Here is a 13,295-nt window from a genome sequence, read left to right as displayed (position 1 = left end):
GTCACCGATGACCGCAGCGCCCCGCGTGGGAGAGGGTGGCGAGCAGACGAACCCTCTGCTGGAGGAGGCCCGGGCCGTTCTGCCGGACGTCATCGCCCTACGACGCGCCCTGCACCGCTCCCCCGAACTGGGTCTCCATCTTCCGCGTACGCAGCACGCCGTCCTGGACGCCCTTGCCGGCCTCCCCGTGACGGTCGTCACCGGCTCGGGGCTCAGCTCCGTCACCGTCACCTTGGAAGGAGCGCGCCCCGGCCGGACGATTTTGCTGCGCGGCGACATGGACGCCCTGCCCCTGGAGGAAGAGACCGGGCTCGAGTACGCCTCTCGCGAGCGTGGTGTCATGCATGCGTGCGGGCACGACCTGCACACCGCGATGCTCGTCGGGGCCTGCCGCCTGCTCACGGCCCGGCGCCAGGAACTCGGCGGACGGGTGGTGTTCATGTTCCAGCCCGCGGAGGAAAGCGGGGGTGGCGCGCCGCAGATGATCGAGGAAGGGGTACTCGACACGGCGGACGGAGAGGGTGTGCACGCGGCGTTCGCCCTGCACGTCACCACCCGCTTCGAAACCGGCACCGTCCACGTGCGTCCGGGCCCCATGTTCGCGGCTTCCGACCTGATCCACATCGCCGTACACGGACGGGGAGGCCACGCCTCCGCGCCCCACCTGGCCCTCGATCCGATCCCCGTGGCCTGCGCGATCGTGCAGGCGCTCCAGACGATGGTGACCCGCACGGTGAACATCTTCGACCCGGCGGTGGTGACGATCGCCCGCGTCGAGGCGGGCACCACCACCAACGTCATTCCGGAGACCGCCGAACTCCACGGAACACTCCGCACCCTCACACCGGCGACACGCCGGGACGTGCGCGACCGTATCGAGCAGGTCGCCACCCACGTGGCGGCGGCACACGGTGCCCGAGCGGTTGTCACCCTCACCGAGGGCTATCCGCCGGTGCTCAACGACCCGTCCTTCACCGCCACCGTCCGGGACGTCGCGACCACCCTCCTCGGGACCTCAGCCGTCCAGCCCCTGGCAGACCCGGTCACGGGCGCGGAGGACTTCGCCTACGTCCTGCAACGCGTGCCCGGCGCCATGGCTCTCCTCGGCGCCCGCAACCCCTCCCTCGGCGCCGAGGGCGCCCCCGACTACCACTCCAACCGAGTGATCTTCGACGAAGAGACGATGGCCACCGGCGTCGCGCTCCACACCGCCGTCGCCCTGCGCTTCCTGACGGACTGTCGGGCTGACGGGCTGACGGGCTGACGGGCTGACGATGCGGATCGGCGTGAGCCGCGAGGTGGGGGCGGCCGGGCAGGGGCGACCTGAGCTGGTGACCCCACAAACCCGTTGAGAGCGCAGGCGCGTCTGCGCGCCTCGCCGCAGCCGGGCCCTGCCCGGGCCACCGCCGGGGGCTCATCCCGCCACACTCGTCCCCAAGTGCGCCCCGCGCTCAGCGAGGGGGACGGCTCGGGCGTGCTGTCACACAGGAACCCGGGCTTGTCCCACGCGCGCCCTGCCGGTATCGGCAGTCGCCCCCTGCTTCCGGTCGCCCACCGCAGGATCGGGTCTTGAGCGAAGTAGGTCTCGCTCGCGCGCAGTGCCCATACGGATGATGTTGGGAACGCGTGGGCGCGTGACCGCGCGTCGTGTGGGGCGTGACCGTGACGCAGCGGTACGACAGGAACCGGTGCCGCCTCGTCTTTGCGGCGTCTCCACTCCTCCTCTGCAGACGAAAGGGTGCCGGCCCATGACCGCGTCCGCCGCGCTCGGCCACCGCTCGTCCGATGACAGCCTGCGACGGCAAAGTCCCGGCGGAGGAACCGGACCGAGGGACGAGAACCTCCTGCCACCGCCCGTCGGTAGAGGCCCGGAGCGACGACGGCTGCTGCGGGGACGCGATCGGCGCCCAGGCACGGGCGGACGGGGACCGCAGCGGCTTCGAGGTCTTTGCGACCGTGAGTGGGGACCCGCCTGCCCTGCCCTGGCCGGCCCGCTCAGCAGGCGGGAGCGCCAGGGGGACACCGGTCACCGGGCCACGGCGGTGCGAGCGGCAGCACGAGGGGCGCCGCAGCGTCTTGACGGTCTGCGACGCCTGACCCTCATCACCATTTGTCACCCTGAGTGATGTTCATGAAATCTGATGTTGCCTGTGTGAAGCCGAGCGAGGAGACGCGGATGGGGCCACCAGCGGGAGACAGCACCTCCTACGACGCGGTCGATGCACGAGTCCAGGAGGCGGGCACCGCGCTGCCGGCCGCTCGGGCAGCGGCCGGCGTGGCACTCGCTGTTGCGGCTGTCCTCTACAACAGCTGGGTGCTGGAGGTGTTCCTGCCCACGGGCCTCGACCCTCGGCACGCCTACGTCAGTGAGCTCTACGCGATGGGCCAGCCGTTCCGGCGGGTCTTCGGCACGGCCGAAGTCATCTGCGCCGTGCTGCTGGGCTGGGGTGCCTGGCGGTCATGTTCGCTTGCGGCGACTTCCCGGGCGGAGGCGGGCGGCTGGTGGGCGCTGGTGGGTTTCGCGGTCTGGTCGCTGGCGGACGTGGCGGTGCCGATGGAGTGCGCCCCATCGGTCGCGGAGGGCTGCCGGGCTGTTCATCCCTTGCACACGGTGACGAGCGCCCTGGTCCACTTCTGCCTGTTCGCGTCCATGGCGCTGCTCGTCACCGCCGCCAGGAAGGGACGTGAGGGGTTGAGGCCGGTGGGGCGCTGGGGGCCCTGGCTGTTGGGTGGTGCGCTGGTGAGCGCGCTAGGCACGGTCGGAGCGCTGCTGGGTCTGGCCGGTTGGCACGGGGTGGCGCAGCGGGTTCACCTCCTGCTGGTCGGCCTGTGGTTCCTGCTGCTGGCCGGGGCCGTGGGACGAGACAGGCACGGATGGGGGCCGCGAACCGGGACGCCGTCCGGCTGATGGAGAGTGTCCTGGGCGGACTCGCCGCCGCGTCGGCGGCCACCGTCTGCTTCGGCCTGGCCTCGACCGTCCAGGCCCGTGCGGCCCGGGCCGACCACCGTGACATGCGCGGGGGTGATCTCGGGATGGCGGCCAGGCTGGTGAGGTCCAGGCCGTTCCTCGTCGGAACGGCTCTGGACATGGCCGGTTTCGCGTTCAGTGTGCTCGCTCTGCGCAGTCTGCCCCTGTTCGTGGTGCAGTCGGTGACCAACGCCAGTCTCGCAGTGACTGCCGTGGCCGCGGTGTGGCTGCTCAAGGTGCCCCTGCACGCCCGGGACGGTGCCGCGGTCGCCGTCGTCGTCATCGGTCTCGTCCTCCTCGCCCTGGGATCGGGCCCTCAGGGCGTCACCTCGGCCGGCACGGCCTTCGACGTGATGCTGCTGGGCGTGCCTGTGGCCGCACTGGCGCTCACCTCCCTCGCCGCGCGTCTGCGCGGTGGGCGAGCGGCTGTCGTCCTCGGGGCCCTGTCCGGCGTCGGGTTCGGTGTCACCAGCCTGGCGGTGCGGGTGATGGACACCTCCAGCGCCGCCGCCGTCCTCACCGACCCGGCCACCTACGCCGTGGTCCTGGGGGGCCTGGGCGGCTATCTCAGTTACGTACTGGCCCTGCGTCACGGGACCGTCGCCGCGGCCACGGCCTCCGGGACGCTGGTGGAGGTGTGCGCACCCGGTCTGATCGGGATCCTGCTGCTGCACGATCAGACCCGGCCCGGCTACGGCTGGCTGGCCCTGGCCGGCTTCCTCGTAGCGACCGCCGGGACCATCGCCCTGTCACGCTTCGGCGAAGGCCGTCCCTGAGGCGGTTTCCACGGGGCGGTTGATGCGTGCCCGAAGGAGGGTTGCGCGACAGTCGGCCGCGCCGGAGGGGCCACGCTCGCTCGGGCGGCAGCCCCGCCCGGCGCCGGATGGCGTCCTTCGTGATACGTTCCGGCCGCCGTGCACCACTGCGCACTTGAGGAGGTGAGACCGATCAACGTTTCGACAGGTCGGGCCCTCCTCTCTCGCATGGCCTAGGGAGCGCCCGCAAAGGCATCCCGAAAGGCATGAGTCGTCATGCGCTTCATCTCTGAGACGTCGTCCGACGGCGTCCGCGAACAGCTCTTCATCCTCGGCGAGATCCCTGGCGTGCTGTGGACGCCGGAAGGGGCTGTCGGCACGCGTCCGCTCGTCCTGATGGGACACGGTGGCGGTCAGCACAAGAAGGCCCCGGGCATCCTGGCTCGCGCGCGCCGCTTCGTCACGGAGTGCGGGTTCGCGGTCGTGGCGGTCGATGTTCCGGCCCACGGCGACCGGCCGAAGGTTGAGGAGTACGACCGGATCGCCACCGAGAATCAGGCTCGCGTCGAAGCCGGCGAAGAGTTGGCCCCGCTGATGGCCGACTTCCAGGCGCTCGTGGCTCGCCGGACCGTGCCGGAATGGCGGGCGGTCCTGGACGTGGTTCAGCAGCTCGGGCATGTGGGTGGCGGCCCGGTGGGCTACTGGGGGGTCTCTATGGGATGCGGTCTCGGTGTTCCGTTCGTCGCCGCCGAACCACGGGTGCGCGCGGCGGTACTGGGGCTGGGCGGGGTGTTGGCATCGGCCGAGGCCGCCGCGCGGATCACCGTCCCAGTGGAGTTCTTGGTGCAGTGGGACGATGAGCGGGTGCCGCGGGCTCAGAGCCTGGCACTGTTCGACGCCTTGGGCTCGGCCGAGAAGACGCTGCACGCCAACCCCGGCAAGCATGGGGAGATCCCGGTAGTCGAGTGGGAGAGCACGCTGAGGTTCTTCGCCCGGCACCTGGGCTGATACCGATTCCGCGGACCCGACGCGTCGATCGGGAACCGTGCCCCGATCGGCGCGCTCGCGTTGCCCGACGAGGCACCGGCACGAGATCGACCCCGCTCCCCCGGCCCCCTGCGGCTCCGAAGAACCAAGGAACGGCTCAGTCCTTCTCGGCTGCCGTCCTGTCCGGCCGAAGGCCGCCAGGCAGCAGGGGCAGTCGCAGGGCGGTCACCGGACAAGCACCCTTGGCCCGGCCGAGAGTACCTGGAACCGGGTCGCGCGCACCTCTGCTGATCCTTTCCGAGTGAGGGCAGCGCGTCGTCGGTGTCCGCGGCCGGTGCCGTGCGACGCTTCACGGCCTGTGAATTCGCTGTCCCTTGGCCGGACCAGGTGATAGACATCCGGCGTGCAAGAGACTCTCGACTTCCCTGACCTGCTGCGACTGATCGACGAGCGGTCTGCCGCCTTCCGTGCCGCGGTGGCCTCCGCGCCCGATCTCGGCACGCAGGTGCCGACCTGCCCCGAGTGGACGCTGTTCGACCTGGCGCAGCACCTGGGCGAGGGGCGCCGTGCCTGGGCCGCCACCATCGGCGCGGGGCCCGACGCGACGGCCAAGATCCCGGCGCCGCGGGGGGACGCGACCGCGCCTCGGGAGCGCGAGGCCTTGCTGGTCTGGTTGGCCGAGTCGACGCAGCTGATGCTGGACGCGCTGCGGGCGGCCGGCCCGGATCGCGGTTGCTGGGCGTGGTGGGGCACGTCCCAGTCGCCGAAGACCTGCGGTGCCGTCGCCCGGCATCAGCTCCACGAGATCGCCGTGCACACCTACGACGCCCAGCTGACCGTGGGTGCCCCCGAAGCGCTCCCCGAGGAGGTGGCCCTCGACGGCGTCGAGGAGTTCGTCTTCACCCTCTGCACCACGACGAAGGCCTGGCCGCACGAGCCCGCTGTCATCGAGTACCGCACCACCCAGGGTCGCTCCTGGCGCAACTGGCTCTCCGGCGACGGCGCCCGGGCCGCCCGCTTGTCCGCATCGTCCTTGCCCGCGGTTGCCGCGGCCGGGGAGGTGCCGGAGGTGATCGACGCCTCGATCGAGGGTCCGGCCAGTGAGCTGGTCCTCGCCTTCTACGGCCGCGTTCCGCTGGAGTCCCTGAAGCTCGACGACAACCGGGGCGTCTTCGACCTTTTCGTGGCCTGGGAGCCGTAATTAGGAACACGGGGCGGCACGCCAACTCGTCCGCCCCGCATACCAGCCCACACTCATCACGGACCCGTGTGCGCGGCGCTCCGGCGCTGTCGTCCGCCACGTCGGGGACGGCGTCCTCGTACTGATGTGGAGTGCGAGGAAACGCGGATCCCGTTTCAGGCCGTGCGGACGGTCCGGGCGGACGACCGTGCCGTCACCAAGGAAGGCCACATGGGCGGATCCACTGGCGCCGGCAGCGCGTTCCGTCAGCAGGTCACCGGCCGTGCCTCCGCTTCGACGCCCTGGACCTGGACCCACGTCTTCTCGCGGTAGGCCTCTTGGCAGCGCGGCGACCGCGGAGTGACGGTGCGCCGTACGGATGCCCCCGTGGCGGTGAGGACGACGCCTCGGGTCCCTGGTCGGCCATGGTTGCCCCGAGCCGTCCGCCTGGCCGCTCACGGTCCGGCACGCGCACGGCCCCGATCCGGGCCCCGGCTCCTCCTTAGCCGTTCCAGGTTTCCCACCGCATCTGAGCCGGTGGGCATCGACCTGATTCGACCGCTTCCTCAAAGGAGGTGCCGAAAAAGACACAGTCCGGGAAGACCGGCTGGGTCGCGTACCCACACGCGGAGATGAGCAGGACGAGCGCCAGGGCGGAGAGGAAGTGCCTGAGGGTCGGTCGGCCGGAGATGGGGTGGATCACGCCGGTGATCATACGGTCGGTGCCTTGTGCGCGGCCGGCCGGGCCGCGATGCGGAGATCGTCAACCGCATCCCGGAACCTCCGAAGGCGGTTGTGCACGCAGGCGGCAACGAGCCGCTTCGGGACCCGGCAACGGCATCTCGTACACCCGCAGAAGCCGTTCGACCTGTGATGATCGGGAACCGGAGGTTCTTCTGACGGCCGGTGCACCGGGAAAGGGCGGCCTGCTGATCGACTTGCCGGTCCCTCGGGACGCGAGGTGCACTGGGGGAGGAAACCTCTTGGTTCGCCGTTGCGCTCGGGGAGACATGCGGGCCGGTGGGCGCCCCGTCTCCGCCTCGGGTGCGCGCCACTTGACCGAAGGGCGGCGCTCCAGGAGCCATCGAGCTGTTCCCTGTCGATCACACTGCGGGAGGTACGCCATGCCCCGCGTCCGCACGCCGGTGGCGCTGATGTCCGCCGCTGTCCTGACGCTCACAGCCGCTCCCACCTTGGCCGCGCATCAGCCATCGACCCCGCGGGCCCCGGTCTGCCACACCGGTGATCTGGCCCTCGCCTGGACCTCTGGCGGGACGGCCGAACCCGGCGGCTCGAACACCGCGGAGCAGGTGACCGCCGTGGTGTCGGTACGGAACACCGGGGCCGACGCCTGCACCATGCGGGGATACCCGGAGGTGACGCTGGAGATGGGCACGGAAACGGAGGGTGTTCAGAGCGAGACCTTCTTCCGCCGGCAGACCGAACAGCCGCGGACGGTCACGCTCAAGCCGGGAGGGACCGCCACCTTCACCCTGTACTTCCTTGCCGGAGAGAGAAGCGACAACGTCATCGATCCCGGCGTCGCGAGAATCACGCCTCCCGCGAACACCGCGTCCCGGCAACTGCACTGGCCCTGGGGGCCGGTCCAGCGGCAGGAAGCTGCCACGCATCCACTCAACTACGTCGGCCCCGTGGTCCGCTGATGTGAAGGAGACCTCGGCGACGGCAATCTGACAGCAGTCCCCTCGGTGCGCCGCTCCAACGGCACTGGCCGGCGGCGCACTGAGCGTGCCCTCTCCGCTCCGGGCCGCCGCCCGGAAAGAGGCTCTCGCTCCGCCTGGAACGAGACCACCTGCCCCCGTGCGGGTGCCGTCGCCGAGGCTGTCCACGGGGCGCCACACGGTGTGCTGTTCGCGCTCAGCCCGGTTCCTCCCGTGCGCGCAGACCGATGTAGGCCTGGCCGGGGAAGGCGCGGTGGGCGGTGTCCGGAGCGAAGAAGTACCGGAAGTGCGCGGCGGGCTTGCTGTAGGCGGTGACTGCTTCCGCGGCGTCGAGAATGCCGACGGCGTTGATGACGAACGGCAGGGCTTTGTCGGTGTGGACGAGCCCGATGTCGATCTGCCGTTCGGTCGGCTCCCAGCCGTCGGGCATCCTCGCGGTGAGGGCCTCCCGCGTACCCTGGCGGTACAGCGCCCGATAGGCCGGGTCGCGCAGGGCCCGCTGGGCGTAGGCCTGGGCCCGTTGGTACTCCGGATGACCGGTCCACTGTCCGAACTCACTCACCCGCAGCTTCGGGTCGCCGGCCGCGTCGCGTGCGCGGCGGATGCGTGAGGCCATCTGCCGTACGTCTGCCCGCGCCTTCTTGTAGGCCTGATGCTCGGGGCGGCCTTGGCCGAGATAGGTGGCCGCTGTCATCTCCAGGTCGGACACCAGGACGTCGGTGTTCTTCATTTCCTTCGCGGCCCATCTCAGCAGGGTCGTCAGGCGGGACACGGAGAAGTAGGGGTTACCGGGGCTGACCATGAGGACCAGGTGCTGCCGCCCGGCGAGGATCCGGGCGCAGCTGTCGCTGCTGGGATCCACCTCCACCAGGTCACCGTCCACGGCTTCCCCTTGTCTCACTTGCACGGCGCTTCTCACTCGGAGTATTGATTCTACTTCTCTGCGTGACGGCGGGCTCGGTGGTGACCGCCGTTACGGTTCGAAGCGGCCCTTCTGCCGACCGTCTTCCTGGTGCAGCAGGTGTCGGTGTCGCGACCGGCGCCCGGTGTGAGCGGGCGCCGGAGGGGGCTGTGGTGTTTGCGCCGCCTGCCGTAGCCCTCGCGTGCGGCCCTGGAGGGAGACGGCGAGCGTGAAGGGCATGAACAGGCATCCTGCGTCCGGCGCCACGGCAGCGGCCACCGCGTGCCGGCTCGCCTCCCGTACTCGGCCCGCTCGCCTTGACGGTCGCCGTGGACGGTAGAGGAGAGGCGACGGCGGCCGGTGAGGCAGCGGCAGGTCCGCAGCGCCATCCGCGGGCGCTGGAGACGCCGACGCTGGTGGTGAGCGCGCTGCTGTCCGGGCTCGGCGCGGTCATCGGCCTGGTGCTGATCACCAGTCTGGGCGTGGCCTGCAACACGGCCGTCATCGGTGCGCTGCTGGCGATGCTGCTGGGCCGTCTACCGATCGCGGCGCTGTCGGGGATGCGCAGTCGGCACCGGCAGAACCTGGTGCAGTCCGCTGTCTCCGGTGCCACGTTCGCCGCGGCGAACTCGCTGATCGTGCCGGTCTCGGTGCCGTTCCTGCTGGGCCGCGCCGATCTGGTGTGGCCGGTGCTGGGTGGAGCTGTGATCGGTCTGGCGGTCGACAGCTGGGTGCTGTACCGGACCTTCGACTCCCGGCTGCTGCCCGCGTCCGGCGCCTGGCCTCCCGGGATCGCGGCGGCCGAGACCATCGAGGCCGGTGACCGGGGCGGGCGCAAGGCGCGGCTCCTCGCGATCGGTGCGGCCACCGGGGTGGCGGGCAGTGTGTGCGGGTTGCCGATGAGCGCGGCCGGAGTCGCCTTCCTCGGCAACATGTGGGCCCTCGGCATGTTCGGCACCGGGCTTCTGGCCGCCCAGTACGCACCCGGTCTGCTGCGGATCGACCTCGCGGCTCTCTACATCCCGCACGGACTGATGATCGGCGCCGGGGCCGTGGCACTGATCCAGGCGCTGCTTCTGCTGCGCGCCCGCCGCGGTGACCACGATCCGGCCGGGCCGGCCAGGGATTCCCGGTACGGGAAGGTCTTCGCCGCGGAGGTGCGCACCGTCGACGACCGGCATCTTCGGCGCGGCCTGCGCCAGGGCCTGGTGCTGTTCACGGCCGGGGCGGCACTGGTGGCGCTGGCCGGGGGGCTCGCCGCCGACATGAGCGGGCTCGCCCTGGCCGGCTGGGTCCTGTTCGCCGGCACCGGCGCCCTGGTGCACCAGCTCATCGTGGGCCTGGCGGCGATGCACTCGGGCTGGTTCCCTGCCTTCGCCGTCACCCTGATCTTCCTGATCCTCGGACTGCTGCTGCACCTGCCTCCGACGGCGCTGGCGCTGCTCGTCGGATACGTCGCCGCCACCGGCCCGGCCTTCGCCGACATGGGCTACGACCTCAAGGCCGGCTGGCTGCTGCGTGCCGAAGCCGTGCCCTGGCTGCCGTTCGAGCACGACGGACGCCGCCAGCAGTACCTGGCCCAGCTCATCGGCTTCACCGTCGCCCTGACGGCTGTCGCCCTGCTGTGGCACCCGCTGTTCTCGCAGGGCCGTATCCCGCCCCTGTCGAAGGTCTACACGACCACGATCGAGACCGGCCTGGAGGACAGCGGCACCCTGGTGCGGCTGGGGGCGTGGGGGCTGTGCGGAGCCGTCGTCCAGTGGCTGGGCGGTTCCCAGCGGCAGCTGGGTGTCCTGCTGGCCACCGGCCTGCTGGTCGCAGCCCCCCAGGCAGGATGGCTGGTCCTCGGTGCCCTGGCCGTACGGGCGGTACACCGGGCCCGCATCCGGCGTGGCGACCACCTGGCCGCCACTCACCCGGACGACACCCTCGTCCTGCTGGGGGCGGGCCTGATCGCCGGAAGTTCGCTGTACGACGTCACCCGCCTGCGGGAAACTCTGTGATCACAGCCGGTAGTTTCTCGCCGCGGGCCGGCCGCACAGTCCCCGCAACGCCGCGCCATACGAGGTCGTGAAGGGGCCGGCCGGTGGGGGGAGCCTGACGCGTACGGTGTCACAGCAGCTCGAAATCCTCGAAGTCGAAGCCCGGGGCGACGACACACGAGACCAGGACCGGTTCGTCACCTGCCGGTTGTGCGGTCTGCCAGACGCCGGCGGGGACGAGGACCTGTGGCTTCTGCCCGTACTCGATGCCGGGACCCATCATGACGACGACCGCTTCCTCGGGAACAGCGTCGCTGCCGCCGAGCCGCAGGGTCAGCGGGCTGCCCCGGTGCCACAGCCACAGCTCGTCCGAACGCAGCCGGTGCCAACGGGAAACCTCACCGGGGTGAAGGAGGAAGTAGACGCCGGTCGCGAAGGCGCGAGGTCCCGCGAACCCCTCCGGAACCGTCGCCGACCCGGTCCGCCATGTGCGCCGGTACCACCCGCCCTCGGGATGCGGCTCCAGTCCAAGGTCCGTCACCAGACCGGAAATCTCACTCATGAGCGACCATCCTGACGCATGACGCCTCCTGGGCGGTCCTTCCCCGTGACAGACACGTCAGACGGCTGCCCCACCTCCTTCTCGGCTCCGGCCCCACACGCGCGGCAGACACAACGGGAGGGGCGGGGATTCGGTGGCCGGTTCGGGACCGTGCCTCGCTCGCGCCGCCGCTGCCGAGTACGCGCCGCGTAGTCGGGGCCAGGACCGGGTGGACGCCGAGCCGCCATGCGTGCGCCATACGGCACGGCCAGATCCGGCAGGAACACCGGGCATACGGCGCCGGGTCGGGGGTAGACGGCCGAGGTTGGCGGGGGTGCTTCGAACGTGAGGCGGTCTGGATGAACATGCTCGAACGCGGCGCGCGATCACGGCCGCTCGCGGGAAGTCCGGTGTCGGTCTCCGCTGCCTTCGAGGGCAGCGAGGAGATCGCTGTGGCCCGGGCCCTGGCCCGATCGTTCCTCGGCGAGGTCCAGGCGGTCGGCGCGGCGGAGGTGGGCGCCGGTGCGGTGGACGTCGTGCAGCTGGTGGTGAGCGAGCTGGTCACCAACGCCCGCAAACACGCCACCGGCCCCTTCCTGCTCACCCTGAAGGCCCAGAACGAGATCGTGGAGGTGACGGTCTGGGACGCCGAACCGCGCCTCCCCCTGCCCCGTCCCGCCGATCCGGGGCGGGTCGGCCAGCACGGGCTCGAGATCGTCATGGCCCTCTGTCGCAGCTTCGCCATCCACCGCGAACCCGTCGGCAAACGCATCACCGCCACCATCGGCCTGACGGACCCACTCGGAGACGAAACCGGCCGATAGAGCCGGTGAAGGGACCCTCCCCGCTCTCCTGGCCGGGGCGGCCGTGTGCCCCCGTACCCGCGGCCGGGGGAAGGGGATGCTCCCCATCCCCCTACCGGTGGCCTGGTCTGGGATGCCGGACGGGGCACTGTGGAAGGGGCGGACCTGTGGGATGTCCTGGCGAACGGTTGCGTCCCCCCGCCGTGCCGCCGGGTCCCGGCCTCCCCGTGTCTTCCGGCGAGTCGTTTGGTCAGGCGCCGCGGGGTGTGGCTGGACGGGTCGGTGAAGGAGGGGCGGGCAAGCAGGTGCAGCTCCTTCTGGTCGGGGGTCGGCCGCGAACCCGTCCGCCAGGAGCTTCGGTGTTCCGTAGATCCGTCCACCACGCGGACGGATCCGACCCCGCCCCCGGTCGCGTGTACAGGTCGCGGCCCCGGCCCGGCCACTCGTCCTTTGCGGGGCACGCTCGCAGCCATACAAAGGTTCGAGGCGGGTAGATGCCGGGCGTGAACGAGCCGACATCGCCGCGCCCGGAAGCCGAGGACCTGCTGACGGGGCTCAGCGTGGACAACCGCCGGCCGGAGCAGCCCGTGCTGCTGGACGGCTCCGGCGCCCCCATCCGGACCTGGCGGGAGAACTATCCGTACGACCAGAAGATCCGTCGCGCGGAGTACGAGCGGAACAAGCGGATCCTGCAGATCGAGCTGCTGAAGCTGCAACGCTGGGTGAAGGAGACCGGGGCACGGCTGGTGGTGATCTGTGAAGGGCGTGACGCGGCGGGTAAGGGCGGCACGATCCAGCGGTTCACCGAGCGGCTGAACCCCCGCGGGGCCCGGATCGTGGCCCTGGACAAGCCGACCGAGCGGGAGGCGGGCCAGTGGTACTTCCAGCGGTACGTCGCCCACCTGCCGGCCGCGGGCGAGATCGTCTTCTTCGACCGCTCCTGGTACAACCGCGCCGGCGTCGAGAAGGTCATGGGGTTCTGCACGCCCGAGCAGTACCAGCTGTTCCTGCGACAGTGCCCCGCCTTCGAGGCCATGCTCGTGGAGGACGGGATCCTGCTGATCAAGTTCTGGTTCTCGGTCTCGCGCGCCGAACAGCGCACCCGCTTCGCGATACGGCAGGTCGATCCGGTGCGGCAGTGGAAGCTCTCGCCCACCGACCTCGCCTCACTGGATCTGTGGGACGCCTACACCACCGCGAAGGTCGAGATGTTCCGCGCGACCGATACCGAGCACGCACCGTGGACCGTGGTCAAGAGCAACGACAAACGCCGCGCCCGCCTCGAAGCCATGCGCAGCCTGCTGTGGCGCATCGACTACGACCGCAAGGACGAGGCGGCGGTGGGACGCCCCGACGACCTCATCGTCGGGGCCGCCGACACCCTCCTGGAGGCGGGCGAGGAACCCACCGACCTCTCCCCCACCCCGCTCGCCGGTCCTCCCCTCGGCCCGGGCCTCCACCCCCACGACCCCGCTTCCTGAGCCGGGCGGGACAGG

General features: G+C 71.0%; 11 protein-coding genes. 9 read left to right on the top strand and 2 right to left on the bottom strand.

Annotation, left to right across the window (positions count from 1 at the left end):
* The first annotated feature begins 7 nt into the window (after window positions 1-7).
* The 6 genes from ABTY40_RS20155 (at window position 8) to ABTY40_RS20130 (ending at window position 7,554) form a co-directional block, all read left to right on the top strand.
* The gene (locus ABTY40_RS20155) at window positions 8-1,264 is read left to right on the top strand and encodes a M20 metallopeptidase family protein (protein WP_352060765.1); all 1,257 of its coding nucleotides are present in this window, start codon (window positions 8-10) and stop codon (window positions 1,262-1,264) included.
* A gap of 888 nt (window positions 1,265-2,152) precedes the next feature.
* On the top strand, window positions 2,153-2,908 hold the full coding sequence (locus ABTY40_RS20150; protein ID WP_352060764.1) for a DUF998 domain-containing protein: 756 nt from the start codon (window positions 2,153-2,155) through the stop codon (window positions 2,906-2,908).
* Window positions 2,875-3,744, top strand: coding sequence for a DMT family transporter (locus ABTY40_RS20145; RefSeq protein WP_352060763.1), 870 nt, complete (start codon window positions 2,875-2,877; stop codon window positions 3,742-3,744). The genes ABTY40_RS20150 and ABTY40_RS20145 overlap by 34 nt, the downstream gene beginning before the upstream one ends.
* Before the next feature lie 255 nt (window positions 3,745-3,999).
* On the top strand, window positions 4,000-4,731 hold the full coding sequence (locus ABTY40_RS20140) for a dienelactone hydrolase family protein (RefSeq protein ID WP_352060762.1): 732 nt from the start codon (window positions 4,000-4,002) through the stop codon (window positions 4,729-4,731).
* Window positions 4,732-5,113: 382 nt separating this feature from the next.
* Window positions 5,114-5,911: a maleylpyruvate isomerase family mycothiol-dependent enzyme gene (locus tag ABTY40_RS20135; RefSeq protein ID WP_352060761.1), complete on the top strand. Its 798-nt coding sequence runs from the start codon at window positions 5,114-5,116 to the stop codon at window positions 5,909-5,911.
* A 1,103-nt stretch (window positions 5,912-7,014) separates the two neighbouring features.
* Window positions 7,015-7,554 carry a DUF4232 domain-containing protein gene (locus tag ABTY40_RS20130; RefSeq protein ID WP_352060760.1) on the top strand — a complete coding sequence of 180 codons (540 nt, stop codon included), beginning with the start codon at window positions 7,015-7,017 and terminating at the stop codon, window positions 7,552-7,554.
* A 214-nt stretch (window positions 7,555-7,768) separates the two neighbouring features.
* On the opposite strand, the gene ABTY40_RS20125 is transcribed toward ABTY40_RS20130, so the two are convergent.
* Entirely contained in the window at window positions 7,769-8,455 is a 687-nt protein-coding gene (locus ABTY40_RS20125; protein ID WP_352060759.1) for a tRNA-dependent cyclodipeptide synthase, read from the bottom strand.
* A gap of 347 nt (window positions 8,456-8,802) precedes the next feature.
* Here ABTY40_RS20125 and ABTY40_RS20120 point away from each other — a divergent pair, with 347 nt between their 5' ends.
* Entirely contained in the window at window positions 8,803-10,476 is a 1,674-nt protein-coding gene (locus ABTY40_RS20120) for an OPT/YSL family transporter (RefSeq protein WP_352060758.1), read from the top strand.
* Between the two features lie 109 nt (window positions 10,477-10,585).
* On the opposite strand, the gene ABTY40_RS20115 is transcribed toward ABTY40_RS20120, so the two are convergent.
* Complete coding sequence (locus ABTY40_RS20115) at window positions 10,586-11,017, bottom strand: cupin domain-containing protein (RefSeq protein ID WP_352060757.1); 432 nt, start codon at window positions 11,015-11,017, stop codon at window positions 10,586-10,588.
* Window positions 11,018-11,355: 338 nt separating this feature from the next.
* On the opposite strand from ABTY40_RS20115, the gene ABTY40_RS20110 reads away from it, so the two are divergent.
* Together ABTY40_RS20110 and ppk2 are read left to right on the top strand one after the other, a co-directional pair.
* Entirely contained in the window at window positions 11,356-11,820 is a 465-nt protein-coding gene (locus ABTY40_RS20110) for an ATP-binding protein (RefSeq protein WP_352060756.1), read from the top strand.
* 482 nt (window positions 11,821-12,302) lie between these two features.
* Window positions 12,303-13,280, top strand: a complete 978-nt coding sequence (ppk2, locus tag ABTY40_RS20105) for a polyphosphate kinase 2 (RefSeq protein ID WP_352060755.1) — start codon at window positions 12,303-12,305, stop codon at window positions 13,278-13,280.
* The last annotated feature ends 15 nt before the right edge of the window (window positions 13,281-13,295 follow it).

The organism is Streptomyces sp. NPDC126503 (genome assembly GCF_040302405.1).
GTDB lineage: Bacteria > Actinomycetota > Actinomycetes > Streptomycetales > Streptomycetaceae > Streptomyces > Streptomyces gulbargensis.
The sequence above is the reverse complement of the archived record's forward strand: the minus strand, read 5'-3'. Positions and strand labels throughout refer to the sequence as shown.

Coding starts and splice junctions, on each gene's coding strand:
- ABTY40_RS20145 (WP_352060763.1), top strand. CDS start 2,875: ATGGGGGCCGCGAACCGGGACGCCGTCCGGCTGATGGAGAGTGTCCTG.
- ABTY40_RS20155 (WP_352060765.1), top strand. CDS start 8: ATGACCGCAGCGCCCCGCGTGGGAGAGGGTGGCGAGCAGACGAACCCT.
- ABTY40_RS20130 (WP_352060760.1), top strand. CDS start 7,015: ATGCCCCGCGTCCGCACGCCGGTGGCGCTGATGTCCGCCGCTGTCCTG.
- ABTY40_RS20140 (WP_352060762.1), top strand. CDS start 4,000: ATGCGCTTCATCTCTGAGACGTCGTCCGACGGCGTCCGCGAACAGCTC.
- ABTY40_RS20110 (WP_352060756.1), top strand. CDS start 11,356: ATGAACATGCTCGAACGCGGCGCGCGATCACGGCCGCTCGCGGGAAGT.
- ABTY40_RS20115 (WP_352060757.1), bottom strand. CDS start 11,017: ATGAGTGAGATTTCCGGTCTGGTGACGGACCTTGGACTGGAGCCGCAT.